Origin of the sequence: Stappia sp. (assembly GCF_048268045.1) — a bacterium.
GTDB lineage: Bacteria > Pseudomonadota > Alphaproteobacteria > Rhizobiales > Stappiaceae > Stappia.
The window spans coordinates 102,246-118,336 of the sequence record NZ_JBLWWG010000011.1 but is presented as its reverse complement, the minus strand read 5'-3'; the positions used below and the strand labels follow the sequence as shown (position 1 = coordinate 118,336).

The following is a 16,091-nucleotide window of genomic DNA, read 5'->3' as shown; positions in this document are numbered from 1 at the left end:
CGCGGTGGCCTCCGCGCGAAACAGGATGAAGGCGGCGAGGTCGTCTTGTCAGCAGATCTTGCGAGCCATCGAGACGAGTGTCCCGGTCAGATCGCTTTGCGGATCGGCAAGGGGAGCGATCACGGTGAAATGATTGTCGTTTCCGCGGATGTCGAGCCTGGTGTCGACCCCGCCGCGTCCCCAGAGATCGGCGAAGACCCGCGACTGGCGGATGTACTCGCTGGACTCTCCGCCGCCGACGGCGGCCGTCAGGTGCAGGCCGACGGGCGGGGCGAGCGTCACCGGAGAGGCCTCGATCGCCTCCCTGCGATCAAGCCGCAGCTTCTCGTTGATCGAGGTGTCGAGCAACGGCTGCAGGTCGAAGAGGCCGGAGATGGAAAGGCCCGCCGGCACCAGACGCGGCGGCAGTCCGCGTGCGCCCCAGTCGGTGCCAAGCATCATGGCCGTGAGGTGACCGCCAGCGGAATGCCCATAGACGACGACGGGCTTGCGGTAGCGTTCCCATAGGTGGCCGACCAGGCGGCGCATCTCGCCGGTGATGTCGGCGACGCGCACATCCGGGCAGAGCGAGTAGTTGGCGACGGCGACGGGAATGCCATGCGCCACCGGGCCGCGCGCCATGTGCGAGAAGAAGCTGCGGTCGAGCGCCTGCCAGTAGCCGCCATGGATGAAGAGGCCGATAACGCCGGTCTCCGGCAGTCCGCCCTCGGGCAGGAAGACATCATAGGTTGTGCGCACCGAGAGCTCATAGGACACGCCGATCTCGCCGGCCGCGGCCTCGCGATAGGCGGCGGCGTCGCGGGCCCACCCCTCGATCAGCGTCGGATGCTCGGGCACCAGGGCCCGGTTGTTGTATTCAGCCTCATAGTTGGTCACGCAAAGATGCTCCCTTGTTGGACCCCTATTAGCCGGTGAGGGAAGGCGAGGACAAGAGAGCGGTGGGTCTGCCTTCTCCCGGTCGCACGCGGGCTCGCGTTTTGCCCGGATTCGGGATTAAGGTGCGAAAATCGAGACACCAGGGCGCAGAACCAGAAATCAGGCATGATCACCTCCTTGCGAAGATATGGGCGCGGACGCCTGCGCGGGATTTCCCTGACCGTTCTCGTCGGCATGGCGTTTGGCCTGCTGCTCACGCTGTCGATGAGCCTGGTGCTGGGGTTGGCCGTCTTCGCCAACGCCCGCAACACCTTCTCGCTTCTCAACGACAAGGCGATCTTGTCGACCAATGCGCTCGAGCGGCAGTTGCGCGACCATCTCGACCTGGCCTCGAGCGCCGTGGTCCATCTCAAGACCATGCTCGACGGGACCCCCGTCGGTCCCTCGGAGCAGGAGCGCCTGCGCCCGGTGCTGCTGGCCGCGATGAATGCCAATCCGGCCATCGACGTGCTTGTTGTCTCCGACGTTTCACACCGCGAGTTCGGCGTCTATCGATCCAGCAGCGACAAGCTCTGGCCGTTCCAGCGCGACGACCTCCCGGAAGTGGCGCAGCGCTACATCCTGCCGAAGGTCTCGGCGACCTCGGCGGCAACCTGGGGCCCGTTGATTACATCCGGCGAGGTGACCTACGCGAATGTCACCGTGCCCATCGTCGAAAACGGGACGCTTACAGGCTACCTCACCGCCGCCGTCTCGCTGGAAGAGCTCGGCCGGACCGTCGCCCAGCTCGACGACGGCCCGGCTTCCACCGTCTTCATCATCGCCAACGGCGACGAGGTGATTGCCCACTCCGATCTCGACCGGCTTCCCGACTTCGAAGGGGCGGTTGCCAGGCTTCCAGCCAGCGTCACCTCCATTGGCGACCCGGTTCTCGCCGCTTTTGACGCGACGCCGACGCTCGACAATTTCAAGAAGGCAAACGCCGCCGGCATTCAGGTTCGTGAGTTCGATGTGAGCGGCGGCCCGGAATATCTGTCGATCACCAAGGTGATCGCCGGATACGGGCCCGGCGTATGGACGGTCGGCCAGTATTTCGAGGCCTCGACCATCTCGCGAGAGATCCGCCGGCTGGTTGGTTCGGCGTCGGTCGGCCTTGCCTCGATCATCGTCGCCCTTGGCTTCGCCATCCTGCTCGCCCGGCGAACCGCCCGCCCGCTTGCCGAAATCGCCCGGCGCGCGGGCTTCGTCGGCAAGCTCGACTTCGACAGCGTTCAACCGCTGCCGCGCAGCCGCATCCGCGAGCTCGATCAGGTCTATCAGTCGTTTAACGCGATGGTCGTCGGTCTCAAGGCGATGAACATCTACGTGCCTCGCTCACTGTTCAGCAAGCTGATGCGTCTCGGCGTTCATCAGGCGACGGCGAGCGAGCACGATGTCACGCTGGTCTTTACCGATATCGTCGGGTTTACTTCGCTGTCGGAAAACCTGAGCGCTGCGGAAACGGCCGCGCTTCTCAATGCCCATTTTGCTCTTCTCGTCGCCGCCGTGGAGCGGGAGGCGGGGACGGTCGACAAGTTCATCGGCGATGGCATGCTGGCCTTCTGGGGCGCGCCAGACGCGCGGGCCGACCATGCGCCGGCGGCGTTGCGCGCCTGTCTGCGCATCGCCGAGGCCATGAAGGCGGCGAACCGCGAGGCGGAACGCCAGGGGCGTCCGGCGTTCAAGGTGCGCATTGGCCTGCACAGCGGCCGTGTTGTCGTTGGCAATGTCGGCGCGCTCGACCGCTGGAACTATACCGTCGTCGGCGATGCGGTGAACCTTTGCGAGAGGCTTCAGTCCCTGGGGCGTGAGGTTGCGCCGGAGGAAGAGACGGTCATCCTGGCAAGCGACGCCGCCATGTCGATGGTGGCCGTCGATGGTGTTTCGGCCCGCGCCCAGGCGGTCAGGCCCGGCGCGCCGGCGCCGCTTGGGGTGCCGATCGGTTCCCACAGGTTGCGCGGGCGTTCCGGATCGGTGACCGTCTGGCAGGTCGAGACCTCGACGGACCCGGCATCGGTCGGCCTGTTTGACGAGACTGTGGAGCATCTGGGAAGAAGTGCCTAGTTGGTCAGGGAACGTTCATGCACTTGTGATGAGTGTCACATACCGGGTCGCGTTGGCCGGGTAGTCGTTGTTGCGGGTGGGGATTTGCCCTGAATTGCCTTTTACGGCAGCTTGTCACACCTATGACGGCTCGGTTCTGTTGCATCTGAGATCTCGCCGGGGGGAGGGCGTATCGCGTGAATGTGCTGTCGATCGATGGCTTGAGTGTCGATTTTAGGACCGGCGAGGGAACAACCCGCGCGGTGGACAACGTCTCCTTCGACGTGCCGCACAACCGTACCGTGGCTTTGGTTGGTGAATCCGGCTCCGGCAAGACGGTCATCTCCCAGACGATCATGGGGCTTCTGCCTCAAAGCGCGCATGTTGCCGGCGGTCGCGTGCTCTTCCGTGACAGCGCCTCCGCGGCGCCGGTCGACATTGCCTCGCTCGACCGCAAGGGGCCGGCGATGCGGGCCATTCGCGGCAATCGCATCGCCATCATCTTCCAGGAGCCGATGACCTCGCTCTCGCCGTTGCACACCATCGGCGACCAGATCGGCGAGGCGGCCGAGCTGCATCGCGGCGTCGGTGCCGCCGAGGCGCGTGAGCTGACCCGCGAGATGCTCCGCCTTGTGCGCTTTCCCGATCCCGAGAGGGGAGTGGATGCCTATCCGTTCGAGCTCTCCGGCGGCCTGCGCCAGCGCGCGATGATCGCCATGGCGATGATCTGCCATCCCGCACTTCTCATTGCCGATGAGCCGACGACCGCCCTTGACGTGACGATCCAGGCCGAGATCCTGAAGCTGATCAAGGATGTGCAGGCCGAGCTCAGCATGTCGGTGTTGTTGATCACCCATGATTTCGGCGTTGTCGCGAACATGGCCGACGATGTGGTGGTGATCTATCACGGGCGCATCATGGAGCGCGGCAGCGCCCGCGAGCTGTTTTCCAATCCGGGGCATCCTTATCTCAAGGCGCTGCTGAACGCCGTGCCGCGCTTTGCCATGGAGGCGGGAGAGCGGCTCGTGCCGATCCGGCCGATCGAGCCCCACGCCGTCGGTTCCCGCAAGGAAACGCCATGCCACGCCGTACAGGCCGACGCACCGCTGGTGACGCTCGACGGCGTTACCAAGAGCTTCAAGGGGCGCAAGGGAGGACTGTTCTCCGGTCCGCCGCGCGAGATCCTGGCGCTCGACAACGTCTCCTTCACCGTCCGGCGCGGAGAATGCCTCGGCCTTGTCGGCGAGAGCGGTTCTGGCAAGACGACCACCGCCAAGGCGATCCTGCGCGCGCTCGATATCGACTCCGGTTCCATCTCCTATGACACCGGCAAGGGCGGCTGCGACGTCGCCCGTCTGTCGGGTGCTGATCTTCTCGACTATCGCAGGCGCGTGCAGCTCATCTTTCAGGACCCCTTCTCCTCGCTCAATCCGCGCATGACGGTGAACGAGCTGCTGGCGGAGCCGCTGGTCATCCACAAGGTCGGTACGCCGACCGAGCGCGCCGAGCGGGTGCGCGAGCTGATGAGCCTCGTCGGCCTCGACCCGCGCTTCCTGCGCCGCTATCCGCACTCCTTCTCCGGCGGCCAGCGTCAGCGCATCGGCATTGCCCGTGCGCTTGCGCTCAATCCCGAGTTCATCCTCTGCGACGAGCCGACCTCGGCGCTGGACGTATCGGTTCAGGCGCAGATCCTCAATCTGCTCAAGGACCTGAAGTCGGAGCTCGGGCTGACCTACCTCTTCGTCAGCCACAATCTGGCGGTTGTCGACTACATCGCCGACCGTGTCGCGGTGATGTGCCGCGGTCGTGTCGTCGAGATCGGCGCGACGCGCGACGTGGTCGACACTCCCCGGCATCCCTACACCAAGGCTCTTCTGTCCTCCGTGCCGGAGCCCGATCTCGACGCGCCGCTTGATTTCGCCGCGCTCGACGCCGGCCGCTCCTCGGAGCCCAGTTTCTGGCCCGAGCCCTACCGTCTGGAAGATGGCATGGTTCCCAGCCTCGTCGAGGTGGCGCCCGGTCATTATGTCTGCGCGCCCGGCCTGGCCGGCCGGGGCAGGGGCACGACGCCCCGGGAGGCTGCTCAATGACCGTCCATTCCCGCCCGTTCGGCATGCTTGCCGCCGCCTTGCGCTCCTGTCTTGCCGGCGCTGCCCTTCTTGCAGTCAGCGGTATCGGCAGCGCCAGCGCTCTGGAACTGAAGGAGACGCCGAGCCTGGTTGATCGTGTCGGCGTTGACCTGCCGCCTGTCACCGAGCGTTTGCCGGAAGAACCGCTCATCGTCGATCCGTCCGTGCGCGGCCGGCAGATCGGCACGCCCGGCGGGCAGATCGACACGCTGATCGGCCGCTCCAAGGACGTGCGCCTCATCAATGTCTGGGGCTATGCCCGTCTGGTCGGCTACGACAGCGACCTGCAACTGCGTCCGGATCTTCTCAAGTCGTTCGAGAGCGAGGATGACCGCCGTTTCACGCTGCGCCTGCGCAAGGGGCACAAGTGGTCGGACGGAGCGCCCTTTACCTCCGAGGACATCCGCTTCTGGTATGAGGATGTCGCCCTCAACGAGAAGCTGCAGCCCTCCGGTTTGCCGCAATTCATGCTGGCCGGCGGCAAGCCGCCTGTCTTCGAGGTGCTGGACGAGACGACCGTCCGCTTTACCTGGGACGCGCCCAATCCGCTGTTCAAGCCGGAGCTGGCCAAGTCGCGTCCGCCCTTCATCTACCGTCCGGCGCACTATCTGAAGCAGTTCCACGCCCGCTATGGGGACATGGACGACATCGCGCAGCTCGCGGCGCGCAAGAAGCTGCGCAACTGGGCCGCGTTGTTCAACAAGATGGACGACATGTATGACGCCCGGAACCCGGATCTGCCGACGCTGCAGCCCTGGGTCCGCGTGGTCGACGACGGCGAGCGGCGGTTCGTGCTCGAGCGCAATCCCTACTATCACCGGGTCGATACGGCTGGGCAGCAACTGCCCTATGTCGACCGGGTGATCATGACGGTGGCCGACGGCAAGATCATTCCCGCCAAGACGCAGGCGGGCGAGGTCAACCTCCAGGCTCGCAACATCGGTTTCTCGGACATCACTATCCTCAAGCAGGGCGAGAAGGCGGGGCGCTTCGAGACCTACCTCTGGCCGATCAGCAAGGGCTCGCAGATCTCGCTGATCCCGAACCTGACGGTGAAGGATCCTGTCTGGCGGAAGCTGATGCGCGATGCGCGGTTCCGCCATGCGCTCTCGCTGGGGATCGACCGGGAGATGATCGACAAGGTGCTCTACCTCGGCTTCGGCTCTCCGGGAAATGACACGGTTCTGCCGATGAGCCCGCTGTTTCGCGCCGAATATCGCTCGCTCAACGCGGAATTCGACCCGAAGAAGGCCAACGCGCTGCTGGACGAGATCGGCCTGACCGAGCGGCGCGGCGACGGCGTGCGCCGACTGCCGGACGGCCGTCCGCTGGAAATCATCGTCGAGGCGGCCGGCGAAAGCCAGGAGGAGCTCGACGCCCTCGAACTCGTGGCAGAGACCTGGCGCGAGATCGGCGTGAAGCTGTTTCCCAAGCCGAGCCAGCGCGACATCATCCGCGAGCGGGCGCTTTCGGGCCTGCTGGTGATGGCGGTCTGGTCTGGCTTCGAGAACGGCATTCCCACCTCGGAAATGCCGCCGGAGGACTTTGCGCCGGTGCGCAGCGACTTCCTGTCCTGGTCGGCCTGGGGCAACTGGTACGAGACCCAGGGCCAGACCGGCGAGAAGCCGGACTGGGAGCCGGCGGTGCAGTTGACCAGCCTCTATGACGACTGGCTTACCTCCACGTCCGAGGAAGAGCGCACCGAAATCTGGCACGAGATGCTCAGGATCCACGCCGAGCAGACCATCCACATCGGTCTTGTCTCGGAGGTGCGCCAGCCGGTTGTCGTGCGCGATCTCGGCAATGTGCCGGTCGAGGGGATCTACGGCTGGGACCCGGGCGCCCAGTTCGGCATTCACCGCATGGACGAATTCTACCTGAAATGAGCGTGCGCGGCAGTGGCCGCGGCTGGGAGACCGCTTGATGCTCACTTACATTCTGCGCCGGATCCTGACGATGATCCCGACGCTTCTGGTGATCAGCCTGCTGATATTCGTGATCATCGAGTTGCCGGCGGGCGATTACATCTCGAACCAGATCGCCGCCCTGCGGGCGACCGGCGAGAGCGCGTCCATCGCCAAGCTCGAGTTCCTGCGCAGCGAATACGCGCTCGACCGGCCCTTCTTCGAGCGCTACCTGATTTGGGTCGGCCTCTGGCAGGGGCCGCACGGCTTTGACGGCCTGATCCAGGGCAACTGGGGCTGGTCCTTCGAGTATGAGAAGCCGGTTTCCGATGTGGTCGGCCCGACCCTGCCGCTGACCATCGTGCTCAACGTCGCCACCATCCTCTTCGTCTATGTGGTGTCCTTTCCGATCGGCATCTATTCGGCCACGCGGCAGTATTCCTGGGGTGACTACGGTTTCACCCTTCTCGGTTATCTCGGCCTGGCGACGCCCAACTTCCTGCTCGGTCTGATCCTGCTCTATTTCGCCAACCTGTGGTTCGGGCTCTCCATCGGCGGCATGATGGATCCGAAGTACATCGGCGAGCCCTGGAGCGTTGCCAAGGCGCTTTCGATCCTCGCGCACCTCGTGGTGCCGACGGTTGTCATCGGCACCGCCGGGACGGCGGCGATGATCCGCCGACTGCGCGCCAACCTGCTCGACGAACTGCACAAGCAATATGTGACCACGGCCCGCGCCAAGGGGCTGGGCGAGGCTCGGCTGCTGACGAAATATCCCCTGCGCATGGCGCTGAACCCGTTCATCGCCGATATCGGCAATCTTATTCCCGCACTGGTCTCGGGCTCGGTCATCGTCTCGGTGGTTCTGAACCTGCCGACCGTCGGCCCGGTTCTGCTCAATGCGCTGCAGTCGCAGGACCAGTTCCTGTCCGGCTTCATCCTGCTCTTTGTTGCCTTGCTGACGCTCTTCGGCATGCTTGTCTCCGACCTGCTGCTGGCCGTGCTCGATCCACGCATCCGACTTGGCGGGAGGGCGGGATCATGAGCGCCAACGACACGCGGGACGCGCCGCTGGAGCATTTCGTCGACGCCGAGCCGTTCAACCCGGCCGCCGCCAAGACGCTGACGCCCGAGCAGGAGCGCTACTTCCAGGCCTCGCAGTGGAAGATCATGTGGTGGAAGTTCCGCCGCCACCGGCTCGCCGTGTGGTCCGGTGCGATCCTCATCCTCTTCTATCTCTGCGTTCCCTTCGCCGAGGTGATCGCGCCCTACGCGCCCTCGGAGCGGTCCAACAACCATCTCTACGCGCCGCCCCAGACCCTGCGCTTCTTCCATGACGGGGCCTTCGTCGGTCCGTTCGTCTACGGGCTGAAGGCCGACATCGATCTGGAGACGGTGCGCTGGGTCTATGAGGAAGATCGCACCGACGTTCAGCCGCTGCGGTTCTTCTGCCAGGGCTCGGCCTATCAGTTCTGGGGTCTGTTCGAGGCCCGGTTCCATCTGGTCTGTCCGGCCGAAGGCGGCACCTTCTATCCCGTCGGCACCGATCGGCTCGGACGCGATGTCTTCTCGGGTCTCGTCTACGGCGCGCGTCTGTCGCTCACGGTCGGTCTGATCGGCGTCACGATTTCCATCGTGCTCGGTCTCGTCCTGGGCGGCATCGCCGGCTATTTCGGCGGCTTTGTCGACAGTCTGATCCAGCGCGTGATCGAGATCCTGCGCTCCCTGCCGGAACTGCCGCTGTGGATGGCGCTTTCGGCGGCGCTTCCGGTCACCTGGTCGCCGGTGTGGATCTACCTGGGAATCACGGTCATTCTCGGTCTTCTCGACTGGCCGGGACTGGCGCGCGCGGTGCGCTCCAAGCTCCTGTCGCTGCGCGAGGAGGAATACGCCAAGGCCGCGCTGCTGATGGGGGCGACGCCCTCGCGCGTTATCCGCAAGCATCTTCTGCCCGGCTTCACCAGCCATGTCATTGCCTCGGCATCGCTGTCCATCCCGGCGATGATCCTCGGTGAAACGGCGCTCTCCTACCTCAACCTCGGCCTGCGCCGCCCCGCCGTTTCCTGGGGCGTTCTGCTGAACGAGGCCCAGGACATTTCCGTCGTTGTCGTCTACCCGTGGCTGATGGCGCCGGTCGTGCCGATCATCATCGTCGTCCTTGCCTTCAACTTCCTCGGTGACGGTTTGCGTGACGCCGCCGACCCGTATAAGTGAGAGGGCTGACGCCCCATGCGGGCGGGACCGATCAAACCGGAGACGATGATGGCGAAGAATGCGACGACCGCGGACGGCTGGGACGAGGAATACCGGCGCGGGCGCTGGGCATTCCTGCGCGATCTTCCCGAGAGCGGGCGTTACGGCATCATCGGCATGTGGCTGGCGCTGAACGGCGCGCTCGACAGCGTGCTCGACATCGGCTGCGGCGAGGGGCTGCTCTATGAGCGCCTGAAGCCCATGGGCGTCGACCGCTACGTGGGTGTCGATCTGGCGCCGGCGGCTCTTGGCATTGCCGATGTCGACCCGCAGATCGCATCGCTTAGGGTCGGTGACCTGCACACGTTCGCGGCCCAGCCCGGTGAGACCTTTTCCGCCGTCGTCTTCAACGAAGTGCTGCACTTCTCGGAGGATCCGGCGGCGGCGGTCGCCCGTTACGTTCCCTTCCTGTCGCCCGACGGCGTCATTGCCATCTCGATGTATTCGCCCAAGCGTCCCGAGTCGGGTGCGAATCGCCTGATCGGGCGCCTCTGGGAGGCGACCGACGGTGCCGACTGGGAGGTGCTCGACGACTGCCGTCTGACCTCCGACAAGAAGAACGTCACCTGGCGCCTGCGCCTGATCCGCCCGAAGGGCTGAGGCTCCCCGAAGCGGCCTGAGCACGTCCTCAGGCCGCTTCGGGCTGTCCTGATTCCAGCGGGCAACGCGCCCCACCTGGTCCCGCCGCGTGGTCGGCAATCTCCCCTGCATCCCACTCTCGACGGCCCGCGCGCCGGACAGCACCCGTTTCCGGACACGGACCTCGCCGCGCGCGGTGAGATCCGCGCGCGTCATTTGAAGTTACCTAGCGTAATTTTCGGCTTTTAAAATGCAGTTCCCCGCCTGACATTCCGCGAGAATGTTGCGTTCCGGTCACACTCCTGAGGCGGCTTTCTTGGTTCTGCAAATATGCTGGATCGGGTGCGTTGTTTCTGTTCTGTAAGTATCCAAGGGTTCGAATCGCGAATATTGAAAGATTTCTTTCACTTTGGAGTGCCGAAAGTAACGGCGAGTGCCGGTGAGGGGTTATTCTTTCTGTTTCGACGGTTTTAATGTTTTGGAGAGTTGGGCGCCGATGGCGCCGCCTTGGGGGCAGGAATGACGCAATTGGCTTTTGAAGTTGACGCAACGTGCAAGCCGCGCCGGCGGGGCATCCTCCTTCGTGCGTCTGTCGCGCTTCTTGCGTCTTGCGCGCTGCCGCTTGCTGTCGTGCCAAATGCCCTTGCGGGAGATCTCGTCTTTGATGACGGGTTGCCTAGCGGAGTGTCTGCGCCCGTGACGGCCGGTAACATCACCGTGGGCGAGGCCAACACGGGAACCGTGGTCACTGTCACCGCGCCCGGCTCGATGACGGCGACCTACGACATCACGCTCGGAAAATCTGCCGGGTCATCAGGCACCGTGGAAACCAACGGCACAGTGACGTTGAGCGCGAACCGGTTCTATATCGGCGAGCAGGGTGAGGGGACCCTGACCCTTGCCGACGGAGCCACGGTTACCGCGGCGGGTGAATCGGCGAAGTTCTATGTCGGCTATTGGGGCGGCAGCAAGGGAACGGTCAACCTCTCCGGGGCGAGTTCAAGCCTTTCCGCCCACGACCTCAACATCGGCTGGAGCGGGACAGGCGAGATGACGGTCCAGAGCGGTGCCGATGTCGTCATTGCCCAGGATCTGACGCTCGGCAAGAACGCCCACACAACGGGCACGCTGACCGTGACCGGCGCGGGATCGACGTTGCAGGCCAGCCGGATCTATGTCGACGAAGCCGGTTCAGGCGCCTTGAACATCATGGACGGCGCCACGGTGACGACCACAGGCGACGACAAGGTCTATGTCGGCTGGGCCTATTCGCCTGGCGAGGCCGGCAGGATCAACATTGACGGCGCCGGTTCGAAGTTGACCACCGGCAGCCTGAGCGTTGGCTGGAGCGGAGCCGCCATCCTGGCGATTTCCAACGGCGGTGTCGCAGAGGTGTCCGGTGACACGTTGTTCGGCAAGAACAACGTGCCCGCGACCTCGGTGAGCGCGACGATCACCGGCGATGGTTCCCTGCTCTCCACCGACCGACTGTTCATTGGCGAGAGTGGCAGTGCCACGGTCAGTGTGCTGGACGGCGGCAAGATCTCGGTCGCCAATATTGTCGACATCGGCGTGAAGGAAACCTCGACCAGCAGCCTGACGATCAGCGGCATCAACGCGACGAGCGGCAAGGTGTCGACGCTCGAGACCAGCCGGGTGGTCGTCGGGCGCAACGGAAAGGGGACGCTGGCGGTCGAGAATGGCGGTCTGGTTTATGCGACCGCCACCATCCATGTCGGCCTGGAGCAGGGAAGCACCGGCAGGCTCGAGGTGTCCGGGGCCGGCTCGAAGGTCAAGTCCGACAGCAGCCTCTACGTCGGCAATGACGGTTCGGGCGAGCTTTCAGTCTCCGCAGGCGGCCGCGTCGAAGTCAGGGACGACGTCTATTTCGGCTATCACTCGACCGGCAACACCGGCAAGGGCCTGGTGACCGGCGCGGGGTCGACGCTTTCGACGTCGGTCCTGGAGGTCGGCCGCGGCGGTACGGGCGAACTCACGGTCGAGAACGGCGGCACGGTCGAGGTCAGCTCCATCGACGGCATATTCGTCGGCAAGGAAAGCGGCAGCAATGGCACGCTGGCGATCAACGCGGGCGGCACGGTGAACGCCGGTTTCGTCCACGTCGGTCTCGATGCAGGCTCGAAGGGGGCCGTCGTCGTCGACGGCGCCGGCGCGCATCTCGACCTGGCGGGTGGCTCCATGAACGTCGGCGAGAGCGGGGAGGGCTCCCTGACCGTGTCGAATGGCGGCAAGGTGTCCGGAAAGCTCCTCGATATTGCATCGGCGGCCGGTTCCGTCGGCACCGTCGTCGTGACGGGTGACGGGTCGCAGTGGGTCGCGGCCACGAGTTCCAGCCTCGGCAACCTCGGCAAGGGCAGCATGACGCTTGCCGCCGGTGGCGTGGCCTCGATCGCATCGGGCACCGGCACGCTGACCATCGCCGATCAGGTCGGATCCGAGGGTGCGCTGAACATTGGCGCGGCCTCGGGCGAGACGGCGGTTGCCGCCGGCACGCTAAATGCGGCGGCCGTCACGTTCGGTGCTGGTACCGGCAAGATCGTCTTCAATCACACCGATACGGCCTATGCCTTCGCGTCCGATATCTCGGGCGCCGGCAGCGTCGACGTTCTTGCCGGAACGACGCGGCTTGGCGGCACCAACACCTACACTGGAGCCACGACGGTCTCCGGGGGAACGCTGGCTGTCGACGGCTCCGTTTCCGGTGCGATTTCGGTTCTCTCCGGCGGCACGCTGGATGGCATCGGCTCCGTCAATCAGGTGACGCTGGTCTCCGGCGCGACTGTTGCCGCGAGCACGGCCAATGGCACGTTGAACGTCACCGGCAACCTGGACTTTGTCAGCGGCTCCACCTTTGCTGTCGGCATCTCGCCCGATGGCAAGTCGGGCGTTCTGGACGTGTCCGGCGTGGCCAAGCTCGACAACAACGCGTCCGTCTTCGTCAAGGCGGCATCGAACGCCAGCGCCACCCCGGCCTATGCCGACTACTCCACCTACACGATCTTGACCGCGGCTGATGTCGACGGGAAGTTCGGTTCCGTCTCCGACGACTTTGCCTTCCTGGACGCAGCACTTGGCTACACGGATACGACCGTCACGTTGACGCTGGAGCGCAACGACGTGAGCTTCGCAAGCCTTGGCAACACACAGAACGAGAAGGGTGTTGCCGGCGGGATCGAGAGCCTCGGCCCGTTCAATCCGCTCTACAGCGCCGTCCTTCGTCTGCCGACCGGAACATCGCCGACGGTCTTTGATCAGCTCACCAACGAAGACTCCGTCAGCGTCAACACCGTGGTTTTCCAGGGCACCAGCTTCGTTCGTCAGACGGCCAATCAGCGCATGCGCGCTGCCTCGGGCGGCATTGGCCCGATGCCTGCTGTCGCCTTCCACGGCGCGGGGGCGGCTCCTCGTCAGGATGGCGGCGTCAGCGTCTGGGGGCAGGCCTACGGCGGCTGGGGACAAAGCGCCAAGACCTCTGAGAGCCAGGGCCTGAAGCACAGCACCGGCGGCCTGTTCGTCGGCGCCGATATGCTGGTGTTCGACACGTGGCGCGCCGGCGTGCTGGCCGGCTTCGGCCGCACGCATGTCACCGGCTCCGCCTCGGCTGCCGACATCGACACCTATACCGTCGGTGCCTACGCGGCGAACAGCTTCGGGCCGGTCAACGTGCATCTCGGCGCGTCCTACGGTCTGAGCGACATTTCGAGCGACCGCAGCGTTGTCTTTCCCGGGTTTACCGACCAGCTGTCGTCCCGGTACAATTCCAACGTTGCCCAGGCCTTCGCGGAAGTCGGATATGAATTCGACACGACTTTCGCCCGGTTCGAGCCGTTTGCCAGCCTCGAGGTCGCCTACCAGAGCACCGACGATTACGCCGAAACCGGAGGTGCGTCGGCGCTGAAGGTCAATTCATCGTGGCAGGTCCTTGGTGTGTCGACGCTGGGCATGCGGATGGAGCGTCAGTTCCTCGAGACGGAGGCAGTGACCGCGAGCCTCAACGGGTCGCTCGGCTGGCGTCACGCCCTGGGCAATCTGAACAATGTCTCGACGATGCGGTTTTCGGGTGGTGATGCGTTCAACGTGATCGGCACGCCGATGGACCGCGACAGCGCGCTGATCGAGGCTGGCGTCAAGTTCGAGTTCACCGAACAGGTCCAGATCGATCTGAGCTATCAGGGCGGTTTCGGCAACGTGGCGCAGGACAACGCCTTCAAGGCGCGCTTTACCGCCCGCTTCTGAAACGAAACGCCCCTTTGAAACGACAACGGCCGGGGACTTCGTCTCCGGCCGTTTCGCTTTGGTGACGTCGCCTGTCGGGCCTAGGCGCCCTTTGGCAGGAACTCGGCGACGCGGGCAAAGTGCGCGCCGGGATGGCGGGCCAGGATCGCAAGCGTCCTGTCGAGGAAGTCGAAGCTCGCATCGTCCTGCGCCAGATGGTGGGAGAGCAGGCCGAGCGGTTCGTGCGCATTGGTGCGGCGGCGGGCGAGCTGGTAGTCGAAGCGCAATCCCGCCGACGGCCAGCCGATGAAGCGGCGTCCCTTCTTCCACTTGATCATGTCGACATGGGTCTGCACATGCAGCCGGTCGCGCGGGTGGAACTGGGTGAAGGTGGAGATGGCGAGGAGACCGGCCTCGCCGATACGGGCGGTGATCTGCGGCGCGATCCGGTTCCACGGCGGTACCATGACGGGCACGAAACGTGTGCCGAAGAGTTGTCGCAGGCGCGCGCTGCCCGCCGCGATCTCGGCGATCGCCTCGTCCACGTCACGGCGACGGCCGAACTCCGCGGCCTTCTCGCCGCGCGCCTTGTCCTGGAAGTTGCGGTGCTGGTAGCCGTGCTGCAGGACGCTGACGAAGGGTTCTGCGGCGAGCCGTTTTGCAAGCGCTGGCGTTGCGTCCTTCGGGATCACGGCGAGCGCCACCTCGATCTCATGGGCATTGGCAATGGTGACAAGCCGGTCAAGCGCATCACTCGGCTCCACCGCGTCGTCGTCGCGCCACCATATCGGCACGCTCATGCCGCGCTCGGCGAACCAGTCGAGATGGCGGTTCAGCCCGTCGCGGAAGTCCTCGAAGCCGCTTCCGCTCATGCCGCGCGCTCCCCAAGCGCTGCGATCAGCCGGTCGGCGGCAGCCTCGGCGCCGCCGAGGCGGACCGAGAAGCCGTCCTGGCGCGGAAGCTCCAGCGCCGCGTCGGCCGCGCCGGCAAGCTGCTCCGCCGTCAGCCCGGCTTCGGCCACGGCGACGGCGCGGCCATGGCGCACCAGCGCCTCGGCGCGCTGCGCCTGTTCGGTCTCCCGGATCTGGGCGAAGGGGACGAGCACGCTGGGCACGCCGGCGCGCAGCACGTCGAGCACGGTGTTGTAGCCTGCCTGGCTGATGGAAAGCCGGGCGCGTGCGAGAAGCGAGGGGAAGTCCGCCCGGGCCCGCTCGACCACAATGCCATCTCCGGCCCGCGCGACGAGCCCGTCGAGCGTGGCGGCGTCGATGTCATGGCCGGCGAGCAGGCGCCAGCGACAGTCCTGCGCCCCGCGTGACAGGGCGCGCGCGTCGATGGCCCGTGCAAGCAGGTCCGCCCCCACCGCGCCGCCACCGCAGGAGACGATCACCTCGTCCACGCCGTCGCCGTCCGGCGCCTCGGGCCGCGCACCGCTGGTGTCGACGAACCCCGTGTAGGACACGAGGTCGGCGATCTCCCCGGCAAAGGGAAAGCTGTCCTCCAGCCGCACGAAATCCGGGTCGGAATGGACGAGAACGAGGTCATAGGCGGCCCGCGCCCGCGTTGCCATTTCCTGCTCCTTCCAGAGCTCCTGCTTGCGCACCAGAATGTCACGGATCGAGGCGGCGATCAGCGGAGGCCTTGCCGCCGCCGTCGCTGCGGCGAGGAGCGGTTCCATCTCGAAGGCGAAGGGGCGTCGGCCGAAGGGCCATGTCTCCGTCAGGAGCAGGTCGAAGTCACGGGCGGCGAAGGCGGCAAGCGTTGCCTCGCGTCGCGCGGCCTTCCAGGCGTCGTCGATCTCGCACCCGTCCGGCGTCAGGAAGGTCTTGAAACGTGCGTCCCTGGCCCGTACCGGCGGCAGCTCGACCACGTCGAGGCCCGAGAGGTCGGCAAGCGGTGGCGGCGTGTTGCCGGAGGCGAGCGTCACCGCCACGCCGCGCGCGGCAAGCGCGCGACCGATCGCGGCGGCCCGCAGCAGATGTCCGGTGCCGAGAAGGTGCTGGACGTGGATGAAGGCGGAAAGGGTCATGGT

10 protein-coding genes are annotated in these 16,091 nt (G+C 65.5%); 7 read left to right on the top strand and 3 right to left on the bottom strand.

Annotated features, from left to right (window positions below):
* Window positions 1-48: 48 nt before the first annotated feature.
* Window positions 49-876 carry an alpha/beta hydrolase gene (locus tag ACN0WF_RS16780; protein ID WP_417773932.1) on the bottom strand — a complete coding sequence of 276 codons (828 nt, stop codon included), beginning with the start codon at window positions 874-876 and terminating at the stop codon, window positions 49-51.
* Window positions 877-1,041: 165 nt separating this feature from the next.
* Here ACN0WF_RS16780 and ACN0WF_RS16775 point away from each other — a divergent pair, with 165 nt between their 5' ends.
* The 7 genes from ACN0WF_RS16775 (at window position 1,042) to ACN0WF_RS16745 (ending at window position 14,080) form a co-directional block, all read left to right on the top strand.
* Entirely contained in the window at window positions 1,042-2,979 is a 1,938-nt protein-coding gene (locus tag ACN0WF_RS16775; protein WP_417773931.1) for an adenylate/guanylate cyclase domain-containing protein, read from the top strand.
* Between the two features lie 176 nt (window positions 2,980-3,155).
* Complete coding sequence (locus ACN0WF_RS16770) at window positions 3,156-5,048, top strand: dipeptide ABC transporter ATP-binding protein (RefSeq protein WP_417773930.1); 1,893 nt, start codon at window positions 3,156-3,158, stop codon at window positions 5,046-5,048.
* Entirely contained in the window at window positions 5,045-6,973 is a 1,929-nt protein-coding gene (locus ACN0WF_RS16765) for an ABC transporter substrate-binding protein (RefSeq protein ID WP_417773929.1), read from the top strand. Before ACN0WF_RS16770 ends, ACN0WF_RS16765 begins: the two co-directional genes overlap by 4 nt.
* A 37-nt stretch (window positions 6,974-7,010) precedes the next feature.
* Window positions 7,011-8,036 carry an ABC transporter permease gene (locus tag ACN0WF_RS16760; RefSeq protein WP_417773928.1) on the top strand — a complete coding sequence of 342 codons (1,026 nt, stop codon included), beginning with the start codon at window positions 7,011-7,013 and terminating at the stop codon, window positions 8,034-8,036.
* Window positions 8,033-9,205: an ABC transporter permease gene (locus ACN0WF_RS16755; RefSeq protein ID WP_417773927.1), complete on the top strand. Its 1,173-nt coding sequence runs from the start codon at window positions 8,033-8,035 to the stop codon at window positions 9,203-9,205. The genes ACN0WF_RS16760 and ACN0WF_RS16755 overlap by 4 nt, the downstream gene beginning before the upstream one ends.
* 48 nt (window positions 9,206-9,253) lie before the next feature.
* Window positions 9,254-9,844, top strand: a complete 591-nt coding sequence (locus ACN0WF_RS16750) for a class I SAM-dependent methyltransferase (protein WP_417773926.1) — start codon at window positions 9,254-9,256, stop codon at window positions 9,842-9,844.
* A 675-nt stretch (window positions 9,845-10,519) separates the two neighbouring features.
* Window positions 10,520-14,080, top strand: a complete 3,561-nt coding sequence (locus ACN0WF_RS16745; RefSeq protein WP_417773925.1) for an autotransporter domain-containing protein — start codon at window positions 10,520-10,522, stop codon at window positions 14,078-14,080.
* Between the two features lie 80 nt (window positions 14,081-14,160).
* Here ACN0WF_RS16745 and ACN0WF_RS16740 read toward each other — a convergent pair whose 3' ends face one another.
* Window positions 14,161-14,931, bottom strand: coding sequence for a polysaccharide deacetylase family protein (locus tag ACN0WF_RS16740; protein WP_417773924.1), 771 nt, complete (start codon window positions 14,929-14,931; stop codon window positions 14,161-14,163).
* Complete coding sequence (locus ACN0WF_RS16735) at window positions 14,928-16,088, bottom strand: glycosyltransferase family protein (RefSeq protein ID WP_417773923.1); 1,161 nt, start codon at window positions 16,086-16,088, stop codon at window positions 14,928-14,930. The genes ACN0WF_RS16740 and ACN0WF_RS16735 overlap by 4 nt, the downstream gene beginning before the upstream one ends.
* Window positions 16,089-16,091 lie beyond the last annotated feature (3 nt).